The sequence below is a fragment of the Streptomyces vastus genome, from assembly GCF_039532825.1.
In the GTDB taxonomy this organism is placed as follows: domain Bacteria; phylum Actinomycetota; class Actinomycetes; order Streptomycetales; family Streptomycetaceae; genus Streptomyces; species Streptomyces vastus.
Genome location: NZ_BAAASJ010000124.1, coordinates 220,578 through 233,539 on the forward strand (window position 1 = coordinate 220,578; position 12,962 = coordinate 233,539).

At 69.4% G+C, this 12,962-nt stretch carries 9 protein-coding genes; 5 read left to right on the plus strand and 4 right to left on the minus strand.

What is annotated here, in order from left to right:
* Positions 1-146 precede the first annotated feature (146 nt).
* Positions 147-719 (minus strand): response regulator, encoded by a 573-nt coding sequence (locus ABD357_RS42175; protein WP_344396875.1) that lies wholly within the window; start codon positions 717-719, stop codon positions 147-149.
* An 18-nt stretch (positions 720-737) separates the two neighbouring features.
* Complete coding sequence (locus ABD357_RS42180; RefSeq protein ID WP_344396876.1) at positions 738-4,841, minus strand: HAMP domain-containing protein; 4,104 nt, start codon at positions 4,839-4,841, stop codon at positions 738-740.
* A gap of 210 nt (positions 4,842-5,051) precedes the next feature.
* Here ABD357_RS42180 and ABD357_RS42185 point away from each other — a divergent pair, with 210 nt between their 5' ends.
* The 3 genes from ABD357_RS42185 to ABD357_RS42195 all read left to right on the plus strand — a co-directional run bounded on the left by ABD357_RS42185 (position 5,052) and on the right by ABD357_RS42195 (position 8,970).
* On the plus strand, positions 5,052-6,998 hold the full coding sequence (locus ABD357_RS42185) for a SpoIIE family protein phosphatase (protein WP_344396877.1): 1,947 nt from the start codon (positions 5,052-5,054) through the stop codon (positions 6,996-6,998).
* A 44-nt stretch (positions 6,999-7,042) separates the two neighbouring features.
* Positions 7,043-8,275 (plus strand): radical SAM family heme chaperone HemW, encoded by a 1,233-nt coding sequence (hemW, locus tag ABD357_RS42190; RefSeq protein WP_344396879.1) that lies wholly within the window; start codon positions 7,043-7,045, stop codon positions 8,273-8,275.
* A gap of 104 nt (positions 8,276-8,379) precedes the next feature.
* Positions 8,380-8,970, plus strand: coding sequence for a Uma2 family endonuclease (locus ABD357_RS42195; protein ID WP_344396880.1), 591 nt, complete (start codon positions 8,380-8,382; stop codon positions 8,968-8,970).
* Here the strand turns inward: ABD357_RS42195 and ABD357_RS42200 are convergent.
* Both ABD357_RS42200 and ABD357_RS42205 read right to left on the minus strand, forming a co-directional pair.
* Positions 8,948-9,757, minus strand: coding sequence for a DUF3097 domain-containing protein (locus tag ABD357_RS42200; RefSeq protein ID WP_344396881.1), 810 nt, complete (start codon positions 9,755-9,757; stop codon positions 8,948-8,950). The two genes, ABD357_RS42195 and ABD357_RS42200, sit on opposite strands and share 23 nt — an antisense overlap.
* Positions 9,758-9,782: 25 nt before the next feature.
* Positions 9,783-10,544, minus strand: coding sequence for an MBL fold metallo-hydrolase (locus ABD357_RS42205; RefSeq protein WP_344396882.1), 762 nt, complete (start codon positions 10,542-10,544; stop codon positions 9,783-9,785).
* 223 nt (positions 10,545-10,767) lie between these two features.
* On the opposite strand from ABD357_RS42205, the gene hrcA reads away from it, so the two are divergent.
* Complete coding sequence (gene hrcA / locus ABD357_RS42210; protein WP_344396932.1) at positions 10,768-11,784, plus strand: heat-inducible transcriptional repressor HrcA; 1,017 nt, start codon at positions 10,768-10,770, stop codon at positions 11,782-11,784.
* Positions 11,785-12,921 (plus strand): molecular chaperone DnaJ, encoded by a 1,137-nt coding sequence (gene dnaJ / locus ABD357_RS42215; protein WP_344396883.1) that lies wholly within the window; start codon positions 11,785-11,787, stop codon positions 12,919-12,921.
* Positions 12,922-12,962 lie beyond the last annotated feature (41 nt).

The following is a 12,962-nucleotide window of genomic DNA, read 5'->3' on the forward strand; positions in this document are numbered from 1 at the left end:
TCGCGCAGTTCCCCGCGCCCCTTACGGGGCGCCCCCTGCAGGTTGTTCGTGGCTGGTCGCTCCCCCACTCTCGGCTCCGCTCGAGCGGGGGGACCGGATCCCCATCGCGGCGGAGCCGCACATTGATACAGCCCCGCGCCCCTACGTCACAGGGCGCCGTTTCCCGTCACCAAGGCCCGGAGGTCTCTGACCTGCGTGCGCAAGCCCGCCAAGTCCGGGGAGACCTCCGCCAGTTGTTTCTCCAAGGCGTCCAGGTGGGCATTCACTTGCGTGCCATGGGCCCGCTGCTGCGCAAGCATCCGTTCCAGTTGGCGGTTTTTGCGGTGGAGGTCCAGGAAGACTGTGACCTTGGCTCGTAGGACCCAGGGGTCGAAGGGCTTGGTGAGGTAGTCGGCGGCGCCGGTGGCGTAGCCGCGGAAGGCGTAGCCCGAGTCGGCGTCCGTGCCCGTCAGGAAGATGATCGGGACGTCCTTGGTCTGGTCGAGCCGCTTGATGTTCGCGGCGGTCTCGAAACCGTCCATGCCCGGCATACGGATGTCGAGCAGCACGACGGCGAACCGCTGCCGCAGCAGCGCCTTCATCGCCTCCTCGCCCGAACGGGCCCGTATCAGCGGTTCGTTGAGGGATCCCAGGACGGCCTCCAGCGCGATCAGGTTGTCCTCCATGTCGTCCACGAGGAGGATGCTGGCGCGCTCTTCGGTCGGTGCCTCAGTACTCATGGTGTTGGTCTGCCTGCCTCAGTCGTTCGGCGACGGGACGGGGGCGGGGCCGACGGTTTCCGTTTCCTCGCCGCGTTCCTCCGCCTTCGCTTCGTCGTCTTGTCCGTCTTCGTCTTGTCCGTCGTCTTGTCCGGCCGGGTCCAGGAGGGCGCAGACGACGGTCAGCAGTTGATCGACGTCCACCGGCTTGGGTACGTAGTCGTTGGCGCCGCGGGCGATGGACTTCTCGCGGTCGCCCGGCATCGCCTTGGCGGTGAGGGCGACGATGGGAAGGCCGGCCCAGCGCGGGGTGCGTCGGATGGCGGCGATGGTCTCGTAGCCGTCCATCTCCGGCATCATGATGTCCATCAGGACCAGTTCGACGTCCGGATTGCGCTCCAGCGTCTCGATGCCCTCGCGGCCGTTCTCCGCGTACAGGACGGGCATACCGACCCGGCCCAGTACATGCGTGAGCGCGAAGACGTTGCGGATGTCGTCGTCCACGATCAACACCCGGCGCCCGGGCAGGAGTTGACCCGCCCGGCCCGCCTTCCACGCCTCCAGCTTGGTGGGCGTGGGCCAGGTGTCGTCCGTGTCGTGGGCCGTGTACGGCTCGGTGGACGCGGCGGACAACTGCTCGGGCGCGGGTGACTGGCGCTCCTCGGGTACGGGCCCGGTCGCCGCGTGGCCGGGGCTGGCGACCGGTACGTAAAGCGTGAAGGTGGAGCCCTCGCCCGGCTGGCTCTCGGCGATGATCCGGCCGCCGAGCAGCCTGGCGATCTCGCGGCTGATGGACAGACCGAGGCCGGTACCGCCGTACTTGCGGTTGGTTGTGCCGTCGGCCTGCTGGAACGCCTCGAAGATCACCGGGAGTTTCTCCGGCGCGATACCGATGCCGGTGTCGGTCACCGCGAAGGCGATCACCTCGTCGTGGTCGCCGCCGCGCGTGTAGCCGTGCTCGGGGTCCTTGACGCGGTTGACGCGCAGTTCGACCCGGCCGTTCGCGGTGAACTTGATCGCGTTGGACAGCAGATTGCGCAGGATCTGCTGGATGCGCTGCTCGTCCGAGTACATCTCGCGCGGTACGTCCTCGCCGACCGCCACCTCGAAGGCGAGTCCCCGGTCGATGGTGAGCGGCCGGAACGTGGCGTGGACGTAGTCGAGCAGCTTGATCAGCGGCAGCTTCTTCGGGCGTACGTCCATCCGGCCGGCCTCGATCTTCGAGAGGTCGAGGATGTCGTTGATCAGCTGGAGCAGGTCCGAGCCCGAGCGGTGGATCGTGGACGCGAACTGCACTTCCTGTTCGGAGAGATGGCCGTCCGGGTTGTCGGAGAGCAGCCGGGCGAGGATCAGCAGCGAGTTCAGCGGTGTGCGCAGCTCGTGCGACATGTTCGCGAGGAACTCCGACTTGTACTGCGACGACGTCGCCAGAAGCGCTGCCTTCTCCTCCAGTTCGGCGTTCGAGCGCTGCAACTCGGCCTGCTGGCGCTGGAGTTCGTCGGAGCGTTCCTGGAGCTGGGTGGCCAGCTGCTGGGACTGGCCGAGCAGGGACTCCGTACGGGAGTTGGCGATGATGGTGTTGATCGCGACGCCGATGGTGTTCACGAACTGGTCGAAGAACGCCAGGTGGACATCGGAGAAGCGGGAGAACGAGGCCAGTTCGACCACGCCGAGCAGCTTGTCCTCGAAGAGGATCGGAATGATGACGACGCTGGACGGAGACGCCTCGCCCAGACCGCTGTTGATCTTGATGTAGTCCGGCGGTGCCTCCTCGACGAGGATCCGCTTCTTCTCGCGGGCCGCCTGCGCCACCAGCCCGTGCACCGGGAGCCCGCCGGTCTCCACGGTCGCGCCCTGAGCCGCCCCGTACCCGGCGATGAAAGCAAGTCCCTTGGCGGGCACGGCCGTTCGCAGCGCCGGGCTGTCCTCGTCGGGGTCGGCCAGATAGAACGCGCCGTACTGTGCGTTCACCAGCGGCGTCAGCTCGCGCAGGATCAGGTCGGCGACCTCCATCAGGTCCCGGTGGCCCTGCATCAGCGCGGCGAGGCGGGCGAGGTTCGACTCGAGCCAGTCCTTCGCGCGGGTCGTCTCGCGGAGGTTGGCCACCATCAGGTTGATGTTGTCCTTCAGCTCGGTGACCTCGCCGCGGGTCTCCACCGAGATGGAGCGGGACATATCGCCCTGGGCCACCGCGGACGCCACCTCGGCGATCGCGCGTACCTGGGTGGTGAGGTTGGAGGCCAGCTCGTTCACGTTGGTCGTCAGGCGCTTCCAGGTGCCGTACACGCCCTCGACCCTTGCCTGACCGCCGAGCTGGCCCTCGGAGCCCACCTCGCGGGCCACCCTCGTCACCTCGGACGAGAACGACGACAGGGTGTCCACCATCGTGTTGATCGTGGTCTTCAGCTCCAGGATCTCGCCGCGCGCGTCCACGTCGATCTTCTTGGAGAGGTCCCCCTGGGCCACGGCGGTGGCGACCTGCGCGATGTTCCGTACCTGTGAAGTCAGGTTGTCCGCCATGTAGTTGACGTTGTCGGTCAGATCCCGCCACACACCCGAGACACCGAGGACCTGGGCACGCCCGCCGAGCCGTCCGTCCGTGCCGACCTCGCGGGCCACCCGGGTCACCTCGTCGGCGAAGGCGCGCAGCTGCTCCACCATCGTGTTGACGGTGTCCTTGAGTTCGAGGATCTCGCCGCGGGCGTCGACGGTGATCTTCTTGGACAGGTCGCCGTTCGCGACGGCCGTGGTCACCTGGGCGATGTTCCGTACCTGTGAAGTCAGGTTGAGCGCCATGAAGTTGACGTTGTCGGTGAGGTCCTTCCAGACCCCGGACACGCCACGGACCTGGGCCTGACCTCCCAGGTTGCCTTCGGTGCCGACCTCGCGGGCCACTCGCGTGACCTCGTCGGCGAAGGCGGAGAGCTGGTCCACCATCGTGTTGATCGTCGACTTCAGCTCCAGGATCTCGCCCTTCGCCTCCACCGTGATCTTCTTGCCGAGGTCGCCCTGGGCGACGGCGGTCGAGACGAGGGCGATGTTCCGTACCTGTGAAGTCAGGTTGTCCGCCATGAAGTTGACGTTGTCGGTGAGGTCCTTCCAGACCCCCGATACGCCACGGACCTGGGCTCGACCTCCCAGGTTGCCTTCGGTGCCGACCTCGCGGGCCACTCGCGTGACCTCGTCGGCGAAGGCGGAGAGCTGGTCGACCATCGTGTTGATCGTCGACTTGAGTTCGAGGATCTCGCCCTGCGCGTCGACGGTGATCTTCTGGCTGAGGTCACCGTTTGCGACGGCCGTGGTCACCTGGGCGATGTTGCGGACCTGCGAGGTCAGGTTGGACGCCATGAAGTTGACGTTGTCGGTGAGGTCCTTCCACACCCCGGACACCCCGCGCACCTGCGCCCGGCCGCCCAACTGACCCTCCGTGCCCACCTCGCGGGCCACCCGCGTGACCTCGTCGGCGAAGGCGGAGAGCTGGTCGACCATCGTGTTCACGGTCAGCTTCAGTTCGAGCAGCTCGCCCGTCGCCTCCACCGTCACCGTGCGGGTCAGGTCGCCCTGCGCCACCGCCGTCGTCACCAGGGCGATGTCCCGCACCTGGGCCGTCAGCCGGGCCGCCATCGTGTTGACGGCCTCGGTGACGTCCCGCCAACTCCCGGAAAGGCCCGTCACCTTGGCGCGACCGCCCAGCCGTCCTTCCGTGCCGACCTCGCGGGCGACCCGGGTCACCTCTCCGGTGAACAGGGACAGCTGATCGACCATCTTGTTGACGGCTCGCCCCAACCGGCGAAGGTCGCCCCGGAGTTGACGGTTCCCGTCATGCAGGTCGACCCGCTGGGTCAGATCGCCGCCGGCCACCGCGTCCAGCACGCGCGTCGCGTTCGCGGCGGGCGCCACCAGTGCGTCGAGCAGCTGGTTCACATCGTCGACCCTGGTCGTCCACTGCCCCTGGCCGGGGCTTGCGGAGAGCCGCTCGTCGAGGCGGCCGTGGCGCACCAGCTCCCGGCGGACGCGCTGCACCTCGGAGTTGAAGTGCGCGTCACGGCCCATGATCTGGTTGAACACCGTGTTCAGCTCGCCCACCAGCCCCTGCCCCGTCTCCGGCACCTTCGTGAAGTCACCGTCCCGGGTGGCGGCCATGGCAGCGAGCAGAGGACGCAGATCCGATGCTCGAATCTGTCCGTCTTCGAGCACTTGCGTAGCACTGTTCTCACTCATGCGGGCCCACTTCGGTAACTCGGCGCTTATGGGCGGGGTCAGTCTGTCACTCTGTCGATGCCGCCTGAGGTCTATTCGTCCAACTGCTCAGGGAGCCGCACAGTGGGGGCCATACCAACGCGACGGGAGAGCATGTCCCGTGCTCCTGATACGCCTGAGCGCCCGCGCCCGGCCGCGCGTACATCGCTGCCGGGCAACCCGCTCGCGTCGGGAGCCGCCCGCCGCTTCGTCCGCACCGCGCTCGCCGAGTGGACCGAATTCGCCCTGCCCGGCGTCGAGTTCATCACCGACCAGCTCGTCAACGACGCCGTGGTCGTGGTCAGCGAACTCGTCACCAACGCGGTCGTGCACGCCGGCACGGACGTAGGCCTGAAGATGTGCCTCGAAGCCGCCGAGCACCCCGAGACCGCCGAGCACGCCGAGACCACCGAAGGCGCTGCCGGACCGCCCGCCGGTGTGCTCGCCATCGAGGTCGCCGACCACCATCCGGCGCGCGCGGTGCGCGGCGACGGCGCGGAGCGGCCGTACGACACCGCCGAGCACGGGCGAGGTCTGCGGCTCGTCTCCGCGCTCTCCGAGTCCTGGGGCATCACCTACCGCACCGGCACCAAGACCGTGTGGGCGCGGCTGCCCGTCGTGCCTTCCGCGGGGGTCGCGCCCGTCGACGAGACGGCCGAGCCAGAGGCGTACGCCGGTGAACACGCCCTGCTGCGCGGAGTGCGGGCCGCCGAGATCCTCGCCCCCGCGCCCCGCCGCGGCGCCCTGCTGCAGGACCAGGAATGGCTCAACCGCGGCGCCCTCTGCTTCCTCGCCGAGGCCTCCGACCTGCTGGCCGGGCAGCTCGACGAGGACCTGGTCGCCGCGCTCACCGGGCAGCTGCTTGTGCCGCGGCTCGCCGACTGGTGCGCGGTGTGGCTCGAGGACGAGACCCCGGGCCGGCCCGACGGGGGCCTGATCGGCGGGCCACGGCTCGCCCGCGTCTGGCACGGCAGCGAGAACCGTATCGAGGAGCTGCGCCTGTTCCTCGAGAAGGACCCGCCGCGCGTGCCCGACTCGGCGGGCTCCAGCCCCGTTCCCATGCCCTGGCCCGGCGAAGCGCTCGGCGCGGGCGCGGACAGCGGGACGGCACTCGCGTACCGGCTGATCGCGGGCGGCCGGCCGCTCGGCACACTCGTCATCGGACGGGCCGGTCTCGTCCGCTTCCCCGACGAGATCACCGGGCTCGTCGAGGACCTCAGCCGTCGGGTCTCGCTCGCCATCGGAGCGGCCCGGCAGTACGCGCGCCAGGCCACCATCAGCCGCGTACTGCAGCGGGGCCTGCTGCCCGGAGCGGTCGCCGAGATACCGGGCGTACGCAGCGCACTCGTGTACGAGCCGTGCGACAAGGGCGGGCCGAGCGGTGACTTCTACGACCTCTTCCCGGCCGGGGACGGGCGCTGGTGCTTCGCGCTCGGCGACGTCCAGGGCAAGGGGCCCGAGGCCGCCGTCGTCATCGGCCTCGCCCGGCCCTGGCTGCGGCTGCTCGCCCGCGAGGGTTACGAGGTGCCCGACGTCCTCGACCGCCTCAACCAGCTGCTCCTCGACGACGCGACCGAGGCAGCGGACGCCGCCGCCCGCTCCCTGGTGGCGGCCGGCGGGCCCGGCCTTGCCGACGAAGGTCCGCAGAACCGGTTCCTCTCCCTGCTGTACGGCGAGCTGGTCCCCTACGACGGCGGTGTGCACTGCACCATCGCGTCCGCCGGGCATCCGCTGCCGCTGGTCCTCGAACCCTCCGGCAGGGTGCTCACCGAGGTGGCCCAGCCGCAGACTCTGCTCGGTGTCTTCGAGGACGCCACGTACACGTACGGGAGCTTCGAGCTGCGCCCCGGCGACAGCCTCCTGTGCGTCACCGACGGGGTGACGGAGCGGCGCAGCGGGGCCCGGCAGTTCGACGACTCCGAAGGGCTCGCCACGGTCCTCAGCGGCTGCGCGGGCCTGAGCGCCGAGCTGATCGCCGAGCGGATCCGGCGCCTGGTGCACGAATTCGGTCCGAAGCCGCCGGAGGACGATCTCGCACTGCTGGTGCTGCAGGCGGAGTAGGCCGGGGATCCGGGGATTCATGGCGGTGCTGGACAATGGAAGGCATGCCTTCCGCACTTCCCGACGGTGAGCCCGTCCCCGACGACGGGACGCTCCCCGCCCACGCCCTGACGGGCGCGGCCTCACGCCCCCTCGGGTTCTATCTGCACGTGCCGTACTGCGCGACGCGCTGCGGCTACTGCGACTTCAACACGTACACCGCGACCGAGCTGCGGGGCAGCGGGGGCGTGCTCGCCTCCCGCGACAACTACGCGTCGACCCTGATCGACGAGGTCCGCCTCGCCCGCAAGGTCCTGGGCGACGACCCTCGTCCGGTCCGCACGGTTTTCGTCGGCGGCGGTACGCCCACGCTGCTGGCCGCCGGTGATCTCGTACGGATGCTGGGGGCGATCCGGGAGGAGTTCGGGCTCGCGGAGGATGCGGAGATCACGACGGAGGCGAATCCGGAGTCGGTGGATCCGGCGTATCTGGCAGCCCTGCGCGCCGGGGGCTTCAACCGGATCTCGTTCGGGATGCAGAGCGCCCGGCAGCATGTGCTGAAGGTGCTCGACCGTACGCATACGCCGGGGCGCCCCGAGGCGTGTGTCGCCGAGGCGCGGGCGGCGGGGTTCGAGCACGTGAACCTGGACCTGATCTATGGGACGCCGGGGGAGTCGGACGATGACTGGCGGGCGTCGTTGGAGGCGGCTCTGGGGGCCGGACCGGACCATGTGTCGGCGTACGCGTTGATCGTCGAGGAAGGGACGCAGCTGGCGCGGCGGATCCGGCGGGGTGAGGTTCCGATGACGGACGACGACGTCCACGCGGACCGGTACCTGATCGCGGACGAGGTGCTGTCGGGGGCGGGGTTCGAGTGGTACGAGGTGTCGAACTGGGCCACGTCCGGGGCCGGGCGGTGTGTGCACAACGAGTTGTACTGGCGGGGGGCCGACTGGTGGGGCGCGGGACCCGGCGCGCACAGCCATGTGGGGGGTGTGCGGTGGTGGAACGTGAAGCATCCGGGCGCGTATGCGGGCGCCTTGGCGGCGGGCAAGTCGCCCGGGGCCGGGCGGGAGCTCCTGTCTGAGGAGGACCGCCGGGTGGAGCGGATCCTCTTGGAGCTACGGCTCCGCGAGGGTTGCCCGCTGTCCTTGCTGCGGCCGGATGGGCTCGCCGCGTCCCGGCGGGCGCTGGCTGAGGGCCTCCTCGAAGCCGGGCCGTACGAGGAGGGGCGCGCTGTGCTTGCCCTGCGGGGGCGGCTGCTGGCGGATGCGGTGGTCAGGGACTTGGTGGACTGATCACTCCTGCGGGTGAATCACTACGGAACGTCGGTTCGGCCCCTAACCTTGTTCGTAGGCTGCCGCCGTAAACGCACGGTGGCGGAAACCGGAGGGTTGCGGAGATGACCGCTGTGGACGACCGACCGATGACCACCGGCATCGTGAAGATCTTCGAGGACCTTGAGGTTCCCGACGGCTTCAAAGTCGAACTCCTCCGGGGGGTAATTGTGATGATGGCGGGGCCAGATGTGGCCCACAACGACATCGTGGAAGCGGTTCAGGACCAGATCCCTCGGCGGCAATGGCGGCGGCTTCAGACCCAGGACATCGCCATCCTCGAAGAGACCAGCGAGCCGCAGCCGGATCTTGTGGTTGTCGAGCGGGGTGCCGGACCCGGCCACGGAAGGTTGATGCCGTCCGAGGTCATCACCCTGCTGGTGGAGGTCGTCTCCAAGACAAGCGTGGACCGAGACTACGGTGTCAAGCGTTCGATCTACGCAGCGGCAAGGATCCCCGCCTACTTCATCATCGACCCCGTCATGGGCCAGTGCGTTCTGCTCACCGAGCCGACAGGCGCTGGAGAGGATGCGGACTACCGGTGCCAGCGGATCACCAAGTTCGGAGACCTCACGCCCTTGGAGCCCATCGGCGTCGAACTGGACACCAGCGAATTTGCCACGTACGAGAAAGTCAGGCCCCATCGCTGGCCGTAACGAAGTCGATCAGCTCCTCCACCCTCCCCAGCAGCGCCGGCTCCAGGTCCCTGTACGAGCGCACCGAGCCAAGGATCCGCTCCCACGCCGCCCCCGTGTTCTCCGGCCAGCCCAGCGCCCGGCACACCCCCGTCTTCCAGTCCTGCCCGTGCGGGATGCGGGGCCAGGCCGCAATCCGCACCGACGACGGCTTCACCGCCTCCCAGACGTCGATGTACGGATGGCCCACCACCAACGCGTACTCACTCGTCACCGCCTCCGCGATCCGGGACTCCTTGCTGCCCGGCACCAGGTGGTCGACCAGGACGCCCAGGCGGGCATCCGGGCCGGGGGCGAAATCGGCCACGATCGACGGGAGGTCGTCGATGCCCTCGAGGTACTCGACGACCACGCCCTCGATGCGCAGGTCGTCGCCCCAGACCTTCTCGACCAGTTCCGCGTCGTGGCGACCCTCGACGTAGATGCGCCCGGCACGGGCCACGCGGGCGCGGGCGCCGGGGACGGCCACCGAGCCGGAGGCCGTGCGCGTGGGACGTACCGGCGCCGACGACGGACGTACGAGCGTCACCACCCGGCCCTCCAGCAGGAAGCCGCGCGGCTCCAGCGGGAACACGCGGTGTTTGCCGAAGCGGTCCTCCAGCGTGACCGTGGCCGCCTCGCAGCGGATCACGGCGCCGCAGAAGCCGGTGCCGGGCTCCTCGACGACCAGGCCCGGCTCCGCCGGGACTTCCGGTACCGGCTTGGGCTTCTTCCAGGGAGGGGTCAGATCCGGTGAGTACTGGCGCATTCGGCAGACGATACCTTCACGACCTTCACGAGACCCCGAAACGCCTTGCCAGCGCGTCCCGTTGGGCCCGGACGAAGGCCGCGTCGACCGCGGCGCCGTGCCCGGGAACGTACACCGCGTCCTCGCCGCCCAGGGCCAGCAGGCGGTCCAGGGCCGCGGGCCAGTGGGACGGTACGGCGTCGGGGCCGGCCTGGGGTTCGCCGGACTCCTCGACCAGGTCGCCGCAGAAGACGACCTCGGGACAGTCCGCGCCAGGCGTGCCGGGGGTCCCGGGCGTGCCGGGGACCAGGACCGCCAGATCGTGGGGTGTGTGGCCGGGGCCCACGTTCGCCAGCAGGACCTGTCGGCCGCCGCCCAGGTCCAGCGTCCACTCGCCGGACACCAGGTGCCGCGGCCGGACGAGGAGATCCGCCGCCTCGGCCGCCTCGAGCGGATCGGCGCCGTTGCGTACGGCATCCGCGCGCAGCTCTTCGCGGTCGTGAACGAGCACCCGGTCCACGCCCACCGCCCCGAAGACCTCGACCCCCGCGAACGCCGCCGCCCCGAGGACATGGTCGAAGTGGGGATGCGTGAGCGCGAGATGGGTGACCCTTCCACCCCCGAGGAGCTCTTGTGCCTCCGTACGCAGCCGTACGCCCTCCGGCACGCTCGACCCCGCGTCGACCACGAGCGCCGCCCCCTCGCCCACCACCAGGCCGGCCGTGCAGTCCCACACGGGAAGACGGCACCGCCCGACTCCGGGTGCCAGCTCCTCCCACCCCGACACCGCCCAGACCGTGTTCACCATCCCGCGGACTCTTCCCAAGTCACCGTCATGCAACGACGCTAGCTGTATGTCCCCGACAGAGCAGGACATGCCCGTACACCTCGGATCAGCGGCTCAGGTCCGCCCTTGCCGGGGCGCCACCCCACGGCCGTACACTTGAGCCGGGATGCTGGCACTCGTGCGCGATGAGTGCCAACCGAAGACAGGCGACGACCACGGGAAAGTCCAGCTGGAGGTGTGCGCGATGCTCAGTGAACGCAGGCTCGAAGTGCTCCGCGCCATCGTCCAGGACTACGTGGGCACGGAAGAGCCGGTGGGTTCCAAGGCGCTCACCGAGCGGCACAGCCTCGGAGTCTCCCCGGCGACGGTGCGCAACGACATGGCGGCGCTTGAGGACGAGGGCTACATCGCACAGCCGCACACCAGCGCCGGACGCATCCCCACGGACAAGGGCTACCGCCTCTTCGTCGACAAGCTCGCGGGCGTCAAGCCGATGACGGCGCCCGAGCGACGGGCGATCCAGAACTTCCTCGACGGCGCGGTCGATCTGGACGACGTGGTGGGCCGGACCGTACGACTGCTGGCGCAGCTCACCCGGCAGGTCGCCGTGGTGCAGTATCCGTCCCTGACCCGTTCGACGGTGCGGCACGTGGAGCTGCTGTCGCTGGCTCCGGCCCGCGTCATGCTCGTACTGATCACGGACACGGGCCGGGTCGAGCAGCGCATGATCGACTGCCCGGCACCGTTCGGGGAGACGTCTCTGGCGGATCTACGCGCGCGGCTCAACAGCCGGGTCGCGGGCCGCCGGTTCACAGACGTCCCGCAGCTGGTGCAGGACCTGCCGGAGGCCTTCGAGGCCGAGGACCGCGGCACGGTCTCGACGGTGCTCTCCACCCTCCTGGAGACGCTCGTCGAGGAGACCGAGGAGCGGCTGATGATCGGCGGCACCGCCAATCTCACCCGCTTCGGACATGACTTTCCCCTCACGATCCGGCCCGTTCTGGAAGCATTGGAGGAGCAGGTCGTCCTCCTCAAACTCCTTGGCGAGGCAAGCGATTCGGGTATGACGGTGCGGATCGGTCATGAGAACGCCTATGAGGGACTCAACTCCACTTCGGTCGTCTCTGTCGGTTACGGTTCGGGCGGCGAGGCAGTAGCCAAACTCGGCGTGGTCGGACCGACCCGCATGGATTACCCGGGAACGATGGGAGCGGTACGAGCGGTGGCACGGTACGTCGGACAGATCCTGGCGGAGTCGTAAGTGGCCACGGACTACTACGCCGTACTCGGCGTGCGCCGCGACGCGTCACAGGACGAGATCAAGAAGGCCTTCCGGAGACTCGCCCGCGAGCTGCATCCGGACGTCAATCCTGATCCGAAGACGCAGGAGCGGTTCAAGGAGATCAACGCCGCGTACGAGGTGTTGTCGGACCCGCAGAAGAAGCAGGTCTACGACCTCGGCGGCGACCCGCTGTCCCAGGCGGGCGCAGGTGGCGCGGGCGGCTTCGGCGCGGGCGGCTTCGGGAACTTCTCGGACATCATGGACGCGTTCTTCGGTACGGCGTCCCAGCGCGGCCCGCGCTCGCGCACCCGGCGCGGCCAGGACGCGATGATCCGCCTGGAGATCGAGCTCGACGAGGCGGCCTTCGGGACGACGAAGGACATCCAGGTCGACACGGCCATCGTCTGCACCACGTGCAGCGGCGAGGGCGCGGCTCCGGGTACCTCGGCGCAGACGTGTGACATGTGCCGAGGCCGTGGCGAGGTCTCGCAGGTCACCCGGTCCTTCCTCGGCCAGGTCATGACATCCCGGCCCTGCCCGCAGTGCCAGGGCTTCGGCACGGTCGTACCCAACCCGTGCCCGGAGTGCGCGGGCGACGGACGCGTACGCTCCCGCCGGACCCTGACCGTGAAGATCCCGGCCGGTGTCGACAACGGCACGCGGATCCAGCTCGCCGGAGAGGGCGAGGTCGGTCCCGGTGGCGGGCCCGCCGGTGATCTCTACGTCGAGATCCACGAGGTCCCGCACCCCGCCTTCCAGCGCCGCGGCGACGATCTGCACTGCACGGTCACCCTCCCGATGACCGCGGCGGCGCTCGGCACGAAGGTCCCGCTGGAGACGCTCGACGGCATGGAGGAGATCGACATCCGCCCCGGCACCCAGTCCGGCCAGTCGATCCCGCTGCACGGCCGCGGTGTCACGCATCTGCGCGGCGGCGGTCGCGGCGACCTCATCGTCCACGTCGAGGTCCAGACTCCGAGCAAGCTCGATGTGGAGCAGGAGCGGCTGCTGCGCGAGCTGGCCAAGCTGCGGGGGGAGGAACGGCCTACGGGGCAGTTCCAGCCTGGGCAGCAGGGTCTGTTCTCGCGGCTGAAGGATGCCTTCAACGGTCGCTGAGGGCAGGTGCTTCTCGTGAACTGGCAGCACGCCTGCGGGGG

Coding starts and splice junctions, on each gene's coding strand:
- ABD357_RS42175 (WP_344396875.1), bottom strand. CDS start 719: ATGAGTACTGAGGCACCGACCGAAGAGCGCGCCAGCATCCTCCTCGTG.
- ABD357_RS42180 (WP_344396876.1), bottom strand. CDS start 4,841: ATGGCCGCCACCCGGGACGGTGACTTCACGAAGGTGCCGGAGACGGGG.
- ABD357_RS42185 (WP_344396877.1), top strand. CDS start 5,052: ATGTCCCGTGCTCCTGATACGCCTGAGCGCCCGCGCCCGGCCGCGCGT.
- hemW (WP_344396879.1), top strand. CDS start 7,043: ATGCCTTCCGCACTTCCCGACGGTGAGCCCGTCCCCGACGACGGGACG.
- ABD357_RS42195 (WP_344396880.1), top strand. CDS start 8,380: ATGACCGCTGTGGACGACCGACCGATGACCACCGGCATCGTGAAGATC.
- ABD357_RS42200 (WP_344396881.1), bottom strand. CDS start 9,757: ATGCGCCAGTACTCACCGGATCTGACCCCTCCCTGGAAGAAGCCCAAG.
- ABD357_RS42205 (WP_344396882.1), bottom strand. CDS start 10,544: ATGGTGAACACGGTCTGGGCGGTGTCGGGGTGGGAGGAGCTGGCACCC.
- hrcA (WP_344396932.1), top strand. CDS start 10,768: ATGCTCAGTGAACGCAGGCTCGAAGTGCTCCGCGCCATCGTCCAGGAC.